A 17,470-nucleotide genomic window follows, 5' to 3' on the forward strand; every position below is an offset into this window, starting at 1 on the left:
CGGGGCCCCCATCCAGCCTTCGCGCTTCACGCCTTGGCGTTCAGCGCGTCCTTCACCAGCCCGCTCGCCTTGGCGAAGTCCATCCGGCCCGCATAGGCGCCCTTCAGGGCGGCGATGACCCGGCCCATGTCCTTCGGGCCGGCCGCGCCCGTCTCGGCCACGGCCTTGTCGATCGCCGCGCGGGTCTCGGCCTCGTCCATCTGCTGCGGCAGGAAGCCCGCGATGATCGCGACCTCGTTGCGCTCGTTCTCGGCGAGTTCGGGGCGGCCGCCCTGATCGTAGACGGCGGCCGATTCGTTGCGCTGCTTGATCATCTTCTGGAGGAGCGCCAGGATTTCCTCCTCGGAGGCGGGCTCCTTGCCGAGGCCGCGCGCCTCGATGTCCTTGTCCTTCAGGGCGGCCTGGATCATCCGGACGGTGGCGAGCTTCGCCTTGTCGCCGGCCTTCATGGCCTCCTTCATCTCGGTGGTGAGACGGGCGCGCAGCATGGTGTGACTCCTGAAACGGTGAACCCGAGGCGGCGGATCGATGGCGTGGTCTGCGAATTGCTGCGCGGGCGAATGGCTGCGTGAACTTCGGTTCTTGAGACGCGCCGGCGCGAGGGCCACATTGACCCAAACGCGGCACGCTCGCTATGAGCGCCGCACGACAAGCCGCCCGCACGCGCCGCTCCACGGCGCCGGGATCGGCCGGACATAAGCGAGATCACGCCGATGCTGCAAGACGAAGGCGCCAAGACGTCCTTAACCCTCGCGCCCTCAAGCCAAGCACCCGCGCCCTGGGCCGAGCCCCTCGCCACCGCCCTCCTCGTCCTCGCCGACGGCACGGTGCTGGAGGGCTTCGGCATCGGGCACATCGGGATCGCCGACGGCGAGGTCTGCTTCAACACCGCGATGACGGGCTACCAGGAGATCCTGACCGATCCGTCCTACGCGGGACAGATCGTTACCTTCACCTTTCCGCATATCGGCAACACCGGCACCAACGACGAGGACCTCGAGAGCCTGGACGCGGCGCCGGCCTCCGGCATCCGCGGCACCGTGATCGCCTCGGCGGTCACCAACCCGTCGAACTGGCGCTCGTCGAGCCACCTCGACGCCTGGCTGAAGGCGCGCGGCATCGTGGGCATCACCGGCGTCGACACCCGCGCGCTGACCGCCCTGATCCGCGACCACGGCATGCCGAACGCCGTCATCGCCAACGACCCGGAGGGCCGCTTCGACCGCGACGCGCTGAAGGCGCGCGCCGCCGCCCTGGCGCCGATGGAAGGTCTCGACCTCGTGCCGCCGGTGACGAGCCGCGCGCACTCGGAATGGTCGCAGACCACCTGGGGCGTGAAGACCGGCTACGGCGACCGCAAGCCCGGCACCGGCCTCAGGGTCGTGGCCATCGATTACGGCGTGAAGCGCAACATCCTGCGCCTCCTGGCGGAAGCGGGCTGCGACGTGACCGTGGTGCCGGCCACCACCACCGCCGAGGAGATCATGGCGATGAAGCCCGACGGCGTGTTCCTGTCGAACGGCCCCGGCGATCCGGCCGCCACCGGCGAATATGCCGTCCCGGTGATCCGGGCGCTGCTCGCCGAGAAGGTGCCGACCTTCGGCATCTGCCTCGGGCACCAGCTCATGGGGTTGGCGCTCGGCGGCCGCACCGTGAAGATGGCGCAGGGGCACCACGGCGCGAACCACCCGGTGAAGGACAAGACCACCGGCAAGGTCGAGATCGTCTCGATGAACCACGGCTTCGCGGTGGACCCGGAAAGCCTGCCCGAGACCGCCCTGGAGACCCACGTCTCGCTGTTCGACGGCTCGAATTGCGGGCTGACGCTCACCGACCGGCCGGCCTTCTCGGTGCAGCACCACCCCGAGGCCTCACCCGGCCCGCGCGACAGCCACTACCTGTTCGAGCGCTTCGTCGCCCTGATGAAGGCGGGCAAGCCCGAGACGCTGGTCACCACCGCCGAGTGAGACCGTGAGCCGGAGGCGTTCGCGCCTCCGGCTTCGGGCACGCGCACGATCCGGTTGCGCCTGCCGCAGCATGAACACGTGGGACGGGAATCACAGAATGGTTCCCGTGGCGTCATAAAAAACTCGGCATTCCCCCGCATCCCGGCGTCAACGGCGCGCTTACGACGATCCGGCGAGGATCGACGCAAGGGTGCATCCGTATCTCGGTCGGGGTTTTTCCACATGACGTTCGACGACGCGCGCGACGACTTCTCGCGCCTGCATCGCCTCTTCACGTTCCATCTCGGGATCGCGGTCAGCCTCGCCTGGATGACCGCCCTCACCTCCGCGTGCTACGCGCCCTGGGTCCGCAACATCCGCGCGCTGATCGACCCCGCCACCGGCCTCGACCGCGTCGAGAGCACCTGGTCGTTCCTGTTCGCCCTGCCCGTGGTGATGACCCTGGCCTGGATCGGCCTTTATTTCGGGCGCGAGATGCTGCGCCGGAGCCAGACCCTCTCGAACGCCGCCCTGGAATTCGCCGCCGCCGGCTTCGTGGCCTTCGGGGTGTTCTACTTCGCGATCGATCGCGCGGTCTCGGCGCTCTATCTCGGTCTCTGAGGGCATCTCGCCCCCACCTCCCGGCCCGCGCGCCCTTCCAAAGGAAGCCGGCTGCGTGTAAGTGCCGGGATCAACGACAATCCACGCCGCTTGCGCCCCCTCGCTCGTGCCGCTCTTCCGGCACCGTGCGAGGCCGGGCGCGCGTGCTTGCAGCCAAGGCGCCCGATGCCGAAACGCACCGACATCTCCTCGATCCTGATCATCGGTGCGGGACCGATCGTCATCGGTCAGGCCTGCGAGTTCGATTATTCCGGCACCCAGGCCTGCAAGGCCCTCCGCGAGGAGGGCTACCGGATCGTGCTGGTGAATTCGAACCCCGCCACGATCATGACCGACCCGGACATGGCGGACGCGACCTATGTCGAGCCGATCACGCCCGAGATCGTCGCCAAGATCATCGAGAAGGAGCGCCACGCGATTCCGGGCGGCTTCGCGCTTCTGCCGACCATGGGCGGTCAGACCGCGCTGAACTGCGCCCTCTCGCTCAAGAAGATGGGCGTGCTGGAGAAGTTCGACGTCCAGATGATCGGCGCCACCACCGAGGCGATCGACAAGGCCGAGGATCGCCACCTCTTCCGCGACGCGATGACCAAGATCGGCCTGGAGACGCCGAAATCGGCGCTCGCCAACGCCTCCGCCGCCAAGAAGGCCGACCGCCAGAAGTACCTCGCCGAGATCGCCCGCATCGAGGCCGCGAACGAGGGCGAGGCGCGGACCGCCGCACTCGCCGCCTTCGAGAAGACGTGGCACAGGGGTGAATCCGAACGACGCAAGCGCTACGGCGAGCACGCCATCGGCCAGGCGCTGATCGCGCTGGCCGAGGTCGGCCTGCCGGCCATCATCCGCCCCTCCTTCACCATGGGCGGCACCGGTGGCGGCATCGCCTACAACCGGGAGGAGTTCCTCGACATCGTCGAGCGCGGCATTGACGCCTCGCCGACCAACGAGGTCCTGATCGAGGAGAGCGTCCTCGGTTGGAAGGAGTACGAGATGGAGGTCGTTCGCGACAAGAACGACAACTGCATCATCGTCTGCTCCATCGAGAACATCGATCCGATGGGCGTCCACACCGGCGATTCCATCACGGTCGCGCCGGCGCTCACGCTGACCGACAAGGAATACCAGGTGATGCGCGACGCCTCGCTGGCGGTTCTGCGCGAGATCGGCGTCGAGACCGGCGGCTCGAACGTGCAGTTCGCCATCGACCCGGCCACCGGCCGGATGATCGTCATCGAGATGAACCCGCGCGTCTCGCGCTCGTCGGCGCTCGCCTCGAAGGCCACGGGCTTCCCCATCGCCAAGGTCGCGGCCAAGCTGGCCGTGGGCTACACCCTCGACGAGATCGCCAACGACATCACGGGCGGCGCGACCCCGGCCTCGTTCGAGCCGTCGATCGATTACGTCGTCACCAAGATCCCGCGCTTCGCCTTCGAGAAATTCCCCGGCGCCGAACCGACGCTAACCACCGCCATGAAGTCGGTGGGCGAGGCCATGGCGATCGGGCGCTGCTTCGCCGAATCGCTCCAGAAGGCCCTGCGTTCCCTGGAGACCGGGCTGACCGGCCTCGACGAGATCGAGATCGAGGGCCTCGGCAAGGGCGACGACCACAACGCGATCAAGGCCGCGCTCGGCACCCCGACGCCGGACCGGCTGCTCAAGGTCGGTCAGGCGCTCCGCCTCGGCGTCAGCCACGAGGAGGTCCACGCCTCCTGCAAGATCGATCCGTGGTTCCTGGAGCAGCTTCAGGCGATCATCGACCTGGAGAACCGGGTCAAGGCGCACGGCATTCCGAACACCCCCGGGGCCCTTCGCCAGCTCAAGGCCGCCGGTTTCTCCGACGCGCGTCTCGCCGTACTGGCAAAGACCGACGAGGACAGCGTCCGCGCCGCCCGCCGGACCCTGAACGTGCGCCCGGTCTTCAAGCGCATCGACACCTGTGCGGCCGAGTTCCAGGCGCCCACCGCCTACATGTACTCGACCTACGTGGCGCCCTTCGCCGGCACCGTGGTGGACGAGGCGCGCCCCTCCGAGGCCAAGAAGGTCATCATCCTCGGCGGCGGCCCGAACCGGATCGGCCAGGGCATCGAGTTCGACTATTGCTGCTGTCACGCCTGCTTCGCGCTGTCCGAGGCCGGGTACGAGACCATCATGGTCAACTGCAACCCCGAGACGGTCTCGACCGACTACGACACCTCCGACCGGCTCTACTTCGAGCCGCTGACGCAGGAGGATGTGCTCGAAATCATCGAGACCGAACGTCAGGCCGGGACGCTCCACGGCGTCATCGTCCAGTTCGGCGGCCAGACCCCCCTGAAGCTCGCCCGCGCCCTCGAGGCCGCCGGCGTGCCGATCCTCGGCACTTCGCCCGACGCCATCGACCTCGCCGAGGACCGCGACCAGTTCAAGCGCCTCCTCGACAAGCTCGGGATGAAGCAGCCGAAGAACGGCATCGCCTATTCGGTCGAGCAGAGCCGCCTCGTCGCCGCCGATCTCGGCCTGCCCTTCGTGGTGCGTCCAAGCTACGTGCTCGGCGGGCGCGCCATGGCGATCATCCGCGACGAAGTCCAGTTCGCCGACTACCTCCTCGACACCCTGCCGAGCCTGATCCCCTCCGACGTGAAGGCGCGCTACCCCAACGACAAGACGGGGCAGATCAACACGGTGTTGGGCAAGAACCCGCTCCTGTTCGACCGCTACCTGTCGGACGCCATCGAGATCGACGTCGATGCACTCTGCGACGGCACCGACGTGTTCATCGCCGGCATCATGGAGCACATCGAAGAGGCGGGCATCCATTCGGGCGATTCCGCCTGCTCGCTGCCCTCGCGCTCGCTCTCGCCCGAGATCATCGCCGAGCTGGAGCGCCAGACCAAGGCGATGGCGCTGGCCCTCAAGGTCGGCGGCCTGATGAACGTGCAGTACGCGATCAAGGACGGCATGATCTACGTCCTGGAGGTGAACCCCCGCGCTTCGCGCACGGTGCCCTTCGTCGCCAAGGTGATCGGCGATCCCATCGCCAAGATCGCCGCCCGCATCATGGCCGGCGAGTCGCTCGCGAGCTTCGGCCTGCGGACGAAGGTGCTCGACCACATCGCCGTCAAGGAGGCGGTGTTCCCCTTCGCGCGCTTCCCCGGCGTCGATGTGCTGCTCGGGCCCGAGATGCGCTCCACCGGCGAGGTCATCGGCCTCGATTCGAGCTTCGGCGTCGCCTTCGCCAAGAGCCAGCTCGGCTCGGGCACCCTGGTGCCGAAGAGCGGGGCGGTGTTCGTCTCGGTGCGGGACGCCGACAAGGCGCGCATCCTGCCGGCCATCCGCCTGCTCTCGGAACTCGGCTTCACCATCGTCGCCACCGGCGGCACGCAGCGCTACCTCGCCGACCAGGGCGTGCCGACCGAGCGGGTGAACAAGGTGCTGGAAGGCCGGCCGCACGTGGTCGACTCGATCAAGAACGGCGACATCCAGCTGGTGTTCAACACCACCGAGGGGGCCGGCGCCCTCTCGGACTCGCGCTCGCTCCGGCGCGCTGCCCTCTTGCATAAAGTCCCGTACTACACCACTCTTGCCGGGGCGATGGCGGCGGCCGAGGGGATCAAGGCCTATCTCGGAGGCGATCTCGAGGTCCGCGCCTTGCAGGAATACTTCGCGGCCTGAAGATGGCGCGGCTTCCGTCTTGATCGGAGGCCGTGTCGTTTGCGGTTCAGGACTTTCTTACTCTGGCCCGGAAGGAGCGACGTGCTCCTGGCCGGGCCTATTCATTGTGGCGCGAGACGATGACGATAGACAAGGTTCCGATGACGGTGCGCGGTTACGCAGCGCTGGAAGAGGAGTTGAGGCACCGCCAGCAGGTGGAGCGCCAGCGCATCATCCAGGCCATCGCCGAGGCCCGCGCCCTCGGCGACCTGTCGGAGAACGCCGAGTACCATGCGGCCAAGGAGGCGCAGTCCCACAACGAGGGCCGCGTGCTCGAACTGGAGAGCATGATCTCGCGCGCCGAGGTGATCGACGTGACGAAGCTCTCGGGCACGAAGATCAAGTTCGGCGCCACGGTGAAGCTCCTCGACGAGGACACTGAGGAGGAGAAGACCTACCAGCTCGTCGGCGAGCCGGAGGCGGACGTGCGCTCGGGCCTGGTCTCGATCACCTCCCCCATCGCCCGCGCCCTCATCGGCAAGGGCGTCGGCGACACCGTCGAGGTGACGACGCCGGGTGGCGGCAAGTCCTACGAGGTCGTCGCCGTCCAGTACGGCGTCTGACGGCACCATGCCGTCACGGGTCCTGCGGATCGCGGGAGCGCTCCTCGGCCTCACCGTCCTCCTTGCAGGCGCGGTCCGGGCTCAGGAGCTTCCGAGGCTCGGGCCGGAGCGGCTGTCGGGCGTTCGGGTCGACGTCCAGCGCCTCCTCGCGCAGGGGGGCGGGGCGCAGGCCGAGGCCTTGCGTGGCGATCTGCTCGCGGCCCTGCGGACCGAGTTCGCCGACGCGCTCGGCGGGCGCGGACCCGTGCTGGTGGTTCGGATCACCGGACTGAGCATCAATCCCTATGTCGGCGGCGAGGGTGGGCGCGGGCGCTTCGGCGGCGGGGCACAGAGCGACTACCTCGACGGCGAGGCCCTGCTGGTCGGGCGCAAGGGCGAGATCCTCGCCCGCCATCCCCAGCTCTCGGCCAGCCCGTCCAGTTCGGGTGGCGCCTGGTACGATGCCGAGTCCGAGCGCCGCCGCGTCACCGCCATCGCACAACACTATGCCGGCTGGCTCCGGCGGGCCTTCCCCAGGGATTGAGCCGCCGGAGGCACGGTTTGCCCGTCCCGAGGATTGACCTGGATCACCCGATGTCGGCAGCGTCCGCGATGCCTTCCGATTCCGGCGCGTCGACGCCGCTTCCCGAACTCGCACAGGCCCGGACCTGGATCGTCACGGACGGCAAGGCCGGCGACGAGACCCAGTGCATCGGCATCGCCGAGACCCTCGGCGTCCCCTTCGAGGTGCGGCGCATCACACCCCGGCCGCCCTTCGGCTGGATGGCGCCCTGGGGGCCGATCGATCCGCGCGATCAGCCCGGCAACCGGCGGGGTAGCCTCGCGGGCCCTCTCCCCGACCTGCTGATCGCCTCGGGACGCCGCGCGGTGCCGTATCTCCGCGCCATCCGGCAGGCCTCGGCGGGGCGCACCTTCACGGCCTTCCTCAAGGATCCGCGCACCGGGCACGACACCGCGAACTTCGTCTGGGTCCCGGATTACGACGATCTGCGCGGGCCCAACGTCTTCACCACCCTGACGCCGCCGCACCAAGTCACGCCGGCGCGCCTGGAAGCGGCCCGCACGGCGCCCGACCCGCGCTTCATCGATCTACCCTGGCCCCGCATCGCCGTGCTGGTCGGCGGCGACAGCCGCCATCTGAGCTACCGCTCCGCCGACATGCGCCGCCTCCTGCTCGAACTCACGAAGCTCGCCGAGGGCGGCTGCTCGCTGATGGTCACGGTGTCCCGCCGCACGCCGCGGAACCTGCGCGAGGCCCTGCGCGAGCTCGTGGCGACCAAGGGTGGCTTCTTCTGGGACGGGACCGGCGTGAATCCCTACGTTCCGATGCTCGCCTGCGCCCAGCAGATCGTGGTCACCTCCGATTCGGCCAACATGGTGGGCGAGGCCGTGACCACCGGCGCGCCGGTCCTTCTGTTCAACCTGCCGAAGACCTATATCCGCCACAGGCGGCTCTTCGCCGGGCTGGCGATGGCGGGCGCCCTGAAGCCCTTCGTCGGCCGCCTGGAGGAGCTTCACTACCAACCCCTCGATGCGACACCCGCCATCGCCGACGCGATGGCCAAGGCCTATGCCGAACACCGCGCGCGATGGGCCTGAAGGAGACGAGACCGATGGCCACGGACATCGAGAACGATCCGGGCTTCGCGGAGGCGATCCGGGGTCCCTGGCCGATGGAGCGGATGCGGACCCAAGGAGAGCCTGTCGGCACGAAGATCGTGCCGGAAACCGGCATCCTCGAGGGCCAACGCGACGGCGGCGACATCGCCACCACGCCCGGGACCACGCTCAAGGCGATCCCCGGCGTCTGCGTCGCCGAGTCTGAACCGCGGGATCTCCGGATGTGTGTGTGTTCAAACGGTCGTTCCTCGAACGACAACCGCCCAGCCCTTGCTTTTGAAGCCGCAGCCTAGAGCATATTCAAGGCCCGCACGCTCACTCCAGCCCTTCAGGCTCGCTATGACCACACACAAGACCAAGGTCCTCATCATTGGGGCGGGGCCGGCCGGCTACACCGCAGGCATCTACGCGGCACGGGCCAACATGCAGCCCATCTTGGTGACCGGCATCCAGCCCGGCGGCCAACTGACCATCACAACGGATGTCGAGAACTACCCGGGCTTCGCAACCGCGGTCCAGGGACCCGACCTGATGGAGCAGATGCGCCTGCAGGCGGAGCATGTGGGGACTCGGATCGTCTACGACACCATCGTGTCGGTAGACCTGTCCAAGCGACCCTTCGTGGCCCAGGGCGATGGCGGAGACACCTACGTCGCCGATACCCTGATCGCCGCGACCGGCGCACAGGCCCGATGGCTGGGCATCCCGTCGGAGATGGACTTCAACGGGGCCGGGGTATCCGCCTGCGCGACCTGCGACGGGTTCTTCTACCGTGGCAAGGAGGTCGTCGTGGTTGGCGGTGGCAACACGGCGGTCGAGGAAGCCCTCTATCTCGCCAACCTCGCCTCGAAGGTGACCGTCGTACACCGGCGGGACCGCTTCAGGGCGGAGCCCATCCTCCAGGATCGGCTGTTCGCCCACCCGAAGATCGAAGTCGTCTGGAATCATGTCGTCGAGGAGATCCTCGGCCGCCGCGAGCCGGTCAAGGCCGTGACCGGCGTACGGCTCCGGAACGCCGACACCGGCGCGTTCCGCGACATTCCCACGGACGGTTTGTTCGTCGCCATCGGCCACGACCCCGCGACAAAGCTGTTCGCCGGTCAGCTCGAAACGCTGGAGGGTGGCTATATCAAGATCGTCCCCGGAACGACCAGGACCAACGTCGACGGTGTCTACGCCGCCGGCGATTGCGCGGAGTTCGTCTACCGTCAGGCTGTCGTCGCAGCCGGAATGGGGTGCATGGCGGCCCTTGAGGCCGAGAAGTTTCTCGCCGAGCACGCGCCGGACCCGAAGATCAGGTCCGAGGAACGTCGCGAATCCGAGATGATCGGCGCCTACGGCTAGGTGTGAGCTTTCAGGAGGTTGTCCATCCAGTCCGAACCGAGGACGCTGGAGTTGCGACGCTGCAGCCGGCGGGCGCACCAAGCCCGACACCCCGAAGACCAACGGGAAGGTCGAGCGCTTCGTCCAGACGTCCTTGCAAGAATGGGCCTCCGCACACGCCCACAAAACCTCCGACCAGCGCGGGCAGGAACTCGAGGCCTGCCTCTTTCGCTACAACTGGCACCGGCCCCACATGGGCATCAAGCGCCAGACGCCCATCAGCCGACTCGCACTCTTCGAGGACAACCTGTTGATGCTCCACACCTAGCCACTGGTCCGAACGCGGCTACACAGCATGACCGACCAGGGACCATGCCGAGCACGAGGTGGCATCGTGCGACGGGGGCGTAGGCGGCCAAGTCCGGCGCCAGGAGCGCCGGAACGTGGAACAGGCCGAAGAAACGGATGGGGACGGCAAGCGGCGACGCAGAGACCGTAGCCCACCCCGGAGAGGGGAAGGGTGATGATCAAGCCCCAAGAGGCCCGCCGCGCGGTGGCAGCCGCCGCAGTGTCGCCCAGGACCACGCGTATGTCGGTCAAGGCCAAGGCGACGTGCCCGAGAGACATGTGCAGCTGGAAGGGGTCGAATCGCAGCGCGATCGGGATCGACGGGGCGAACGTGATCCAGCCGGGTGCCACGAAGAACACGATCAGCCCGGCGCCCGTCCAGCGCAAGAGGCGGGAAGCGCGGCTCTAAACCAGGCCCACATCCGTGCCGGCGTGAGCGCGGATCGCCATGCTACTCGGCGCTCTCGGCTTCCGTGGAGACTTGGATGGCGATGTCGTCGGAGACGAGCGGGAGCGCTGTCGTCATGCCGAATTCGCTGCGGTGGATCGTGGTGGTCGCGACGAAACCCAGCACTTTGCGACCATCGGCTGCCGGCTCGACGGCCACGCGCAGGACGATGGGGTGCGTGACGCCGTGCAGGGTGAGGGCACCCGTCACTTCCGCCGTCCGCGCGTCGAGTTTGCGCACTGCGGAGGATTGAAAGCTCATCGTCGGGAAATGCGCGACGTCGAAGAACGTGTCGCGAATGTAGCCGTCGAGTTGCTCGGAGCCGGTGGTGACCGAGGCAGCCGCGACGGTGAAGTCGACGCCGCTGCGCTGCGGATGCTCCAGGTCCAGGGCCAGCCGTCCGCTGAAGGAGCTGAAGCTTCCGTGGGTCTTGCCAAAGCCGACGGAGGCGACGTCGAAGGCGACGTGCGTGTGCGCGGTCTCGATGGGGAAGGCGGTCGCAGCCACGGCCTCGCGCGCCACGAACAGGGCTGGCGCGGCAACCATCAGGCCCGCAACCGCGCGGCGGGTCCGCGATGGACGCCACAGGGCACGGTGTCGGGCAAGGAACGTGGTGGGACGGGTCGATGGGAGCATTGATGCTTCTCCGCTTGACCCCGGACGCACATGGTGTCCCCGGGGCATGGTATGGCTTGCCGAGGGCCGCGCCGATCACCGGGCGGGGCCGAAATGGTCAGGCTACCGGGATGGACCGCCCGACGCGGGAGATCATCGCCGATCGACGCACCGCTTTCCAGCGGGGACGGACGGCGTGTCCCGCAAGATCTGAGATCGCCCCGCGCGCGCACGACCGCTTGCGGGAGGCCGGGGGCCGGTCCGGAACCGTCCTGGTCGATGCCGGCTGCGGCGGCACCGCCCGCCGACAGGCCGTGCCCGAAAGCCCGTCCCGGGCCAAGCTCCGAGCCGAGCGCGGCCCTCCTCGACAGCCGTGGACATTTGGTGCCCTGCGGGGAGAACAGGCAACTGTATTCACGTTGCGATTGCCGGATCGCAGTCGATACCGGCGGCGAGCGTGACGAGGAGCGTGCGCGGTGGCGATCAAGGTCGCCTTGGTCGGCTTGCCGGCGTCAGGCGCTCCCGGAATGTGCGGAAGGCGGCGGAGCAGCGCGAGGCTTGCTGGGCCGAGAGAGAGGATCGTTCGCGCGACCGGCCGTAACGAGCTGGCTGCGACGCGTCGCCTGCGCCGCGACGCAGCTAGGTGTTTGATCCCGGCATTTGGTGGAGCGGGTACCGGGAATCGAACCCGGGTATTCAGCTTGGAAGGCTGCTGCTCTACCATTGAGCTACACCCGCATCGATGACCGAACAGGATGGTCGCCGAAGCATGAGACGCGAGCGAACGGCTCGGGTTCTCGAAGATTTGGTGGGGGAAGTAGGACTCGAACCTACGAAGCTTACGCAGCGGATTTACAGTCCGCCCCCTTTGCCGCTCGGGACATTCCCCCAAACCGGCCGCCCTTCAGCGGCGCGCCGTCCTTATGATGACGGCTCGGGCACGAGTCAACCGCATCGCTCAATCGAAATGCGCGAGATCGCAGATCCGCATCTGCGCGCGCTCGGCACCGCGCCACGTGTCGACGGACAAGGTTCCGGCGACGTGGACCTCGCGGCCGATTCCGGAAAGGATCGCCTGTCCCAGCGGCCCCTGCGCGGCCCGGAACGCGATGGCGCCGATCGCCTGACCGTCGCGGCTGCGCAGCCGCGCCCGCACGTGCCCGTGGCCGACGATGCCGGCATCGACGATGCGATGGCGGGGCAGGACGAAGGTCGGTTCGGGGGCGGCCGCTCCGAACGGTCCGGCGCGGTGGATCATCCGGACCATCTCGGCGGTGGCGCCGCCAGCGCTCAGCGTGCCGTCGACCATGAGCGCTTCGACGGCTCGGGCGTCGGCCACGTTGCGCGCCAGGGCGGCACCGAGATGCTCGCCAAAGCGCGTGACGTCGGGCCCCGAGAGGGTGACGCCGGCCGCCATGGCATGGCCCCCTCCTTTCAGCGCGAGGCCCGCCTCGACGGCCGCGCGCACCGCGTGGCCGAGATCCGCTCCGGGAATCGAGCGGCCGGAACCGGTCGCGGTCCCGTCGGGGCGCAGCGCGAAGGCGAAGGCCGGGCGTCCGAAGCGCTCCTTCAGCCGCGCCGCGATGAGGCCGACGATTCCGGGGTGCCAGTCGGCGGAGGCGGCGACCAGGATGGGACGATCGGGGTCGAGGCTGAGGGCGTGGTCCATCTCGGCCTCGGCGGCCGCGACGGCCTGCGCCTCGATGGCTTGGCGCTCGCGATTGAGCCTGTCCAATTCGGCGGCGATGCGGGCGGCCTCCACCGGATCGGCGGTAGTGAGGAGCCGCGCGCCGAGCCCCGCGTCGCCGATGCGGCCGCCCGCATTGATGCGCGGTCCGACGAGGTAGCCGAGATGCCAGGCTTCCGGGGGCTCGCTCAAGGAGGCCGCATCGAGGAGGGCGGCGAGGCCGAGGCGCCCGCGTGCCCGCATCACCTTCAGGCCCTGGAGCACGAAGGCGCGATTGAGGCCGACGAGCGGCACCACGTCCGCGACGGTGGCCAGGGCCACGAGGTCGAGGGCGTCGGTGAGATCGGGCAGGCGCTCGGGCGGCGCTCCATCCCGCCGTAGGCGCCGGTTGAGCGCGACCAGGGTGAGGAAGACAACGCCCGCCGCGCAGAGATGGCCGAGGCCCGAGAGGTCGTCGAGGCGGTTCGGGTTCACCAGGGCCCGCGCGGGTGGCAGGTGCTCCGGCGCGCCGTGATGGTCGAGCACCACCACGTCGAGACCGAGCAAGACCGCCGCTTCCAGGGGGGCGTGCCCGCTGGTGCCGCAATCGACGGTGACGAGAAGCGTCGCGCCCGCCTCGGACAGGGCCGTGACGGCGGCGACGTTGGGTCCGTAGCCCTCGGTGATCCGGTCCGGGATGTGAATGCGGACGTCGAGGCCGAGGCCGCGCAGGTAGGCGGCCAGCAGGGCCGCGCTGGCCGCGCCGTCGACGTCGTAATCGCCGAAGATCGCCACGCACTCTTTCGCCGCGACCGCGCGGGCGAGACGCTCGACGGCAGCCCCCATGTCCACGAGGCAATCCGGGTCCGGCATCAGGTCGCGCAGGCGCGGTTGCAGGTGGGCCTCGGCTTCGGCCGGACGAATGCCGCGTCCGGCCAGGACGCGGGCGAGCAGGTCGGGCAGGGCGTGAGCCTGGACCATCGTGGCCGCGTAGGCCTGGAGGGCCGGGTCCGCGCAGCGGTCCCGCCAGGGACGCCCGAGGACGGAGCGGGAAACGTCGAGGAACGCGCGCGGCGCGTCGAGGGCATGGGCGGCTGACACGGGCGGGATCATAGCGAGAAGCGCCGCCGACCGCTGCATCCCAAACGACAAAGGGGCCGGCGATCGCGCGCCGGCCCCCTCGATCCTGAACGTCGGGTCCGACCCGCGCGGCTCAGAGGTTCTTGACGATGCTGTCGACCACCTTCTTGGCGTCGCCGAACAGCATCATGGTGTTGTCGCGGAAGAACACCTCGTTCTCGACGCCGGCATAGCCGGAGCCCATGCCGCGCTTGATGAACAGCACGGTCTTGGCCTTCTCCACGTCGAGGATCGGCATGCCGTAGATCGGCGAGGTCTTGTCGGTCTTGGCCGCGGGGTTCGTGACGTCGTTGGCACCGATCACGAAGGCCACGTCGGCCTGCGGGAAGTCGCCGTTGATGTCCTCGAGCTCGTGCACCTCGTCGTAGGGGACGTTGGCTTCGGCCAACAGCACGTTCATGTGCCCGGGCATGCGGCCGGCGACGGGGTGGATGGCGTACTTCACCTCCACGCCCTCCTTCTTGAGCAGGTCGACCATCTCGCGAAGGCTGTGCTGGGCCTGGGCCACCGCCATGCCGTAGCCGGGCACGATGATGACGCGCTCGGCGTTCTTCATGATGTAGGCCGCGTCGTCCGCCGAGCCCTGCTTGACCGGACGGGTCTCGACGGCGCCACCGCCGGCACCCGCGGCGGCATCGCCACCGAAACCGCCGAGGATCACCGAGATGAACGACCGGTTCATCGCCTTGCACATGATGTAGGACAGGATCGCGCCCGAGGAGCCCACGAGGGCGCCGGTGATGATGAGCGCGAGGTTGCCCAGGGTGAAGCCGATGCCGGCCGCCGCCCAGCCCGAGTAGGAGTTCAGCATCGAGACGACGACGGGCATGTCGGCGCCGCCGATCGGGATGATGAGCAGCCCGCCGAGCACGAAGGAGAGGATGACGATCAGCCAGAAGACCGCCTTGCTCTCGTTGCCGATGAAGATCGCGATCAGCACCACGAGGGCGATGCCCAGCGCGATGTTGATGGCGTGGCGCTGCGGCAGCATGATCGGCTTGCCGGACATACGGCCGTCGAGCTTCAGGAAGGCAATGACCGAGCCCGTGAAGGTGATGGCACCGATGGCGACACCGAGCGCCATCTCGAACAGCGACTCCTTGTGGATGTGGCCGTTCTCGAGGATGCCCACCGCCTGCGGCGCGTAGAGCGTCGCAGCCGCACCCATCACGGCCGCGAGGCCGACGAGGGAGTGGAAGGCCGCGACGAGCTGCGGCATCGCCGTCATCGGCACGCGCTTGGCGATGACCGCGCCGGCACCGCCGCCGATGGCGAGGCCGAGGATCACGATGCCCCAGGCGCCCGCGCCGGCCGGCGGATGGCCGACCAGGGTTGTCAGCATGGCCAATCCCATGCCGATCATGCCGTAGAGGTTGCCCTGCCGCGACGTGGTCGGGTGCGAGAGGCCCCGCAGCGCCATGATGAACAGGACGCCGGAGACGATGTAGAGAAGGGATGAGACGTTCTGGGACATGTCTCAGGCCTTCTTCTTGTACATGCCGAGCATGCGCTGAGTGACGAGGAACCCGCCGAAGATGTTCACGCTGGCGAGGATGATGCCGATGAAACCGAAGAGGCGAGCCCAGCCGGTGCCGTGTTCGACGTAAGGAACGCCGGCCGCGAGGAGCGCGCCGACGATGATGACCGAGGAGATCGCATTGGTGACGGACATCAGCGGCGTGTGGAGGGCGGGGGTGACCGACCAGACCACGTAGTAGCCGACGAAGATCGCCAGCACGAAGATCGCGAGCTGGAAGACCGTGGGGTCGACGGCGCCGTGGGTCACGGCGCTGATGCCGTGGCCGAGGCTGTCGGCGTAGCGCTGCGCATCGGCGGCGTGCTGCTGCGCGATATCGGCAGCGGTTCGGGCCGCGGCAGCGGCGGTGCGCGCCTGCTCGGCGGCCTGATCGGGGGGAAGCGTGGCCATCGTATCCTCCGTCGGGATCAGGATTTGGGTTGGAACGAGGGATGCGAGACCTGACCGTCCCGGGTCAGGTTGGTCGCCTTGACGAGCTCATCGTCCCATTTCACCGCGAGGGTCTTCGCGTCTTTGTCGATGAGCGTCTCGACGAAGGCGTAAAGGTTGCGGGCGTAGAGACTCGAGGCCGTGGCGGCGAGGCGGCCGGGCACGTTGAGGTGGCCGACGATCTTCACGCCCTTGTCGGTGACGACGATCTCGCCGGGCTTGGCGCCCTCGACGTTGCCGCCGCGCTCGACCGCGAGGTCGATCAGGACCGAACCCGGCTTCATTGAGGCGACCATGGCCTCGGAGACGAGCTGGGGCGCCGGACGGCCGGGAATCAGGGCCGTCGTGATGACGATGTCCTGCTTGGCGATGTGGGTGGTGACGAGGTCGGCCTGCTTCTTCTTGTACTCGGCCGACATCTCCTTGGCGTAGCCGCCCGAAGTCTCGGCCTGCTTGAATTCCTCGTCCTCGACGGCGACGAACTTCGCACCGAGGGATTCGACCTGCTCCTTGGTGGCGGGACGCACGTCCGTGGCGGTGACCACCGCGCCCATGCGGCGGGCCGTGGCGATGGCCTGGAGGCCGGCGACGCCGACGCCCATCACGAAGACGCGGGCGGCCGGCACCGTGCCGGCGGCGGTCATCATCATGGGCATGGCGCGGCCGTACTCGGCGGCACCGTCCACGACGGCGCGGTAGCCCGCGAGGTTGGCCTGGCTGGAGAGCACGTCCATCACCTGCGCGCGGGTGATGCGGGGCATCAGCTCCATGGCGAAGGCGTCGAGCCCGGCCTCGGCCATGGCGCCGAGTTCCGCCTCGTGACCGTAGGGGTCCATGATCGCGACCACGGTGGCGCCGCGCTTGAGGAGAGCGATTTCTTCGGACGAAGGCCGCCGGACCTTCAGGACGAGGTCGGCGGAGCCGGCGGCATCCGCCGCCGAGCCGGCGATGGTGGCGCCGGCCGCCTCGTACTCCGCATCCGGCACGCCGGCCTTCAGACCGGCGCCGGACTGAACGGCCACATCGGCCCCGAGGCCGATGAATTTCTTGACCGTTTCTGGCACCGCCGCGACCCGCGGCTCCGCGGGATCGGTTTCCGATAATACAGCGATGCGCATGCAGGAATGCTCCTTAAAGGACGGCCCGAAGGCGACCCGCAAAATCAGTCAGATTGTGGAGAGGAAGATCAGGCGAAGGCGAGGTACAGGGCAAGAAGAATGCCGACCGCCAGGGGGGCCTTGTAGCCGACCGCCGGGGCCAGGGCACCGACGGTTCCGGCGATACCGGACAGGATCACGCCGAAGATCGCCGTCAGCCACGCCTCGCGAATGCCGCCGATGGCCAGCGCCAGGACCCAGCACAGCACCACGCCGGTGCCGATTTCGACGAACCGAACGAAGCCGCGATAGGTCTGCTCGTGGGTCTTCTCATCCATTGCCGGGCTGTAATGCACGCCGGACACGGTCTTGGTATCGGCCATCTTGTGGGCGTCCCCTTGGGCATCATCTTGATTTGTTCCAAGGG

15 protein-coding genes, 2 tRNA genes and 2 pseudogenes are annotated in these 17,470 nt (G+C 68.5%); 10 read left to right on the forward strand and 9 right to left on the reverse strand.

Features of this window, described 5'->3' with window-relative positions:
• Positions 1-26: 26 nt before the first annotated feature.
• Positions 27-488, reverse strand: coding sequence for a GatB/YqeY domain-containing protein (locus tag MKK54_RS04835; RefSeq protein ID WP_244009552.1), 462 nt, complete (start codon positions 486-488; stop codon positions 27-29).
• 225 nt (positions 489-713) lie between these two features.
• On the opposite strand from MKK54_RS04835, the gene carA reads away from it, so the two are divergent.
• From carA to MKK54_RS04885, 10 genes and pseudogenes are all read left to right on the forward strand, one after another.
• On the forward strand, positions 714-1,967 hold the full coding sequence (gene carA, locus MKK54_RS04840; protein ID WP_244009553.1) for a glutamine-hydrolyzing carbamoyl-phosphate synthase small subunit: 1,254 nt from the start codon (positions 714-716) through the stop codon (positions 1,965-1,967).
• Between the two features lie 222 nt (positions 1,968-2,189).
• A complete protein-coding gene (locus tag MKK54_RS04845; RefSeq protein WP_244009554.1) occupies positions 2,190-2,567 on the forward strand; it encodes a hypothetical protein in 378 nt (125 codons plus the stop codon).
• Between the two features lie 165 nt (positions 2,568-2,732).
• Positions 2,733-6,218 carry a carbamoyl-phosphate synthase large subunit gene (carB, locus tag MKK54_RS04850; protein WP_244009555.1) on the forward strand — a complete coding sequence of 1,162 codons (3,486 nt, stop codon included), beginning with the start codon at positions 2,733-2,735 and terminating at the stop codon, positions 6,216-6,218.
• 125 nt (positions 6,219-6,343) lie between these two features.
• Positions 6,344-6,820, forward strand: a complete 477-nt coding sequence (greA, locus tag MKK54_RS04855) for a transcription elongation factor GreA (protein WP_244009608.1) — start codon at positions 6,344-6,346, stop codon at positions 6,818-6,820.
• 7 nt (positions 6,821-6,827) lie between these two features.
• A complete protein-coding gene (locus MKK54_RS04860) occupies positions 6,828-7,343 on the forward strand; it encodes a hypothetical protein (protein WP_244009556.1) in 516 nt (171 codons plus the stop codon).
• Between the two features lie 50 nt (positions 7,344-7,393).
• On the forward strand, positions 7,394-8,419 hold the full coding sequence (locus MKK54_RS04865) for a mitochondrial fission ELM1 family protein (protein WP_244009558.1): 1,026 nt from the start codon (positions 7,394-7,396) through the stop codon (positions 8,417-8,419).
• A gap of 14 nt (positions 8,420-8,433) precedes the next feature.
• A pseudogene (locus tag MKK54_RS04870) lies at positions 8,434-8,547 on the forward strand (thioredoxin-disulfide reductase); the annotation flags it as partial.
• Between the two features lie 232 nt (positions 8,548-8,779).
• Positions 8,780-9,784, forward strand: a complete 1,005-nt coding sequence (gene trxB, locus MKK54_RS04875) for a thioredoxin-disulfide reductase (RefSeq protein ID WP_244009610.1) — start codon at positions 8,780-8,782, stop codon at positions 9,782-9,784.
• Between the two features lie 73 nt (positions 9,785-9,857).
• Positions 9,858-10,091, forward strand: a pseudogene (locus MKK54_RS04880) (integrase core domain-containing protein); the annotation flags it as partial.
• A 195-nt stretch (positions 10,092-10,286) separates the two neighbouring features.
• Complete coding sequence (locus MKK54_RS04885; RefSeq protein WP_244009560.1) at positions 10,287-10,520, forward strand: hypothetical protein; 234 nt, start codon at positions 10,287-10,289, stop codon at positions 10,518-10,520.
• Positions 10,521-10,562: 42 nt separating this feature from the next.
• Here the strand turns inward: MKK54_RS04885 and MKK54_RS04890 are convergent, their stop codons facing one another.
• The 8 genes from MKK54_RS04890 to MKK54_RS04925 all read right to left on the reverse strand — a co-directional run bounded on the left by MKK54_RS04890 (position 10,563) and on the right by MKK54_RS04925 (position 17,426).
• Positions 10,563-11,195 carry a YceI family protein gene (locus MKK54_RS04890; protein ID WP_244009562.1) on the reverse strand — a complete coding sequence of 211 codons (633 nt, stop codon included), beginning with the start codon at positions 11,193-11,195 and terminating at the stop codon, positions 10,563-10,565.
• Between the two features lie 643 nt (positions 11,196-11,838).
• Positions 11,839-11,912 (reverse strand) — tRNA-Gly (locus MKK54_RS04895).
• 68 nt (positions 11,913-11,980) lie between these two features.
• A tRNA-Tyr gene (locus MKK54_RS04900) sits at positions 11,981-12,064 on the reverse strand.
• A gap of 68 nt (positions 12,065-12,132) precedes the next feature.
• On the reverse strand, positions 12,133-13,953 hold the full coding sequence (gene recJ / locus MKK54_RS04905; protein WP_244009564.1) for a single-stranded-DNA-specific exonuclease RecJ: 1,821 nt from the start codon (positions 13,951-13,953) through the stop codon (positions 12,133-12,135).
• Between the two features lie 100 nt (positions 13,954-14,053).
• The gene (locus MKK54_RS04910; protein WP_244009566.1) at positions 14,054-15,454 is read right to left on the reverse strand and encodes an NAD(P)(+) transhydrogenase (Re/Si-specific) subunit beta; all 1,401 of its coding nucleotides are present in this window, start codon (positions 15,452-15,454) and stop codon (positions 14,054-14,056) included.
• A gap of 3 nt (positions 15,455-15,457) precedes the next feature.
• Positions 15,458-15,907, reverse strand: a complete 450-nt coding sequence (locus MKK54_RS04915; protein WP_244009568.1) for an NAD(P) transhydrogenase subunit alpha — start codon at positions 15,905-15,907, stop codon at positions 15,458-15,460.
• Positions 15,908-15,924: 17 nt separating this feature from the next.
• Positions 15,925-17,064, reverse strand: coding sequence for a Re/Si-specific NAD(P)(+) transhydrogenase subunit alpha (locus MKK54_RS04920; RefSeq protein ID WP_244009570.1), 1,140 nt, complete (start codon positions 17,062-17,064; stop codon positions 15,925-15,927).
• A 68-nt stretch (positions 17,065-17,132) separates the two neighbouring features.
• Positions 17,133-17,426: an aa3-type cytochrome c oxidase subunit IV gene (locus MKK54_RS04925; RefSeq protein WP_244009571.1), complete on the reverse strand. Its 294-nt coding sequence runs from the start codon at positions 17,424-17,426 to the stop codon at positions 17,133-17,135.
• Between the last annotated feature and the right edge of the window lie 44 nt (positions 17,427-17,470).

It is taken from the genome of Methylobacterium sp. J-068 (genome assembly GCF_022829445.1).
GTDB lineage: Bacteria > Pseudomonadota > Alphaproteobacteria > Rhizobiales > Beijerinckiaceae > Methylobacterium.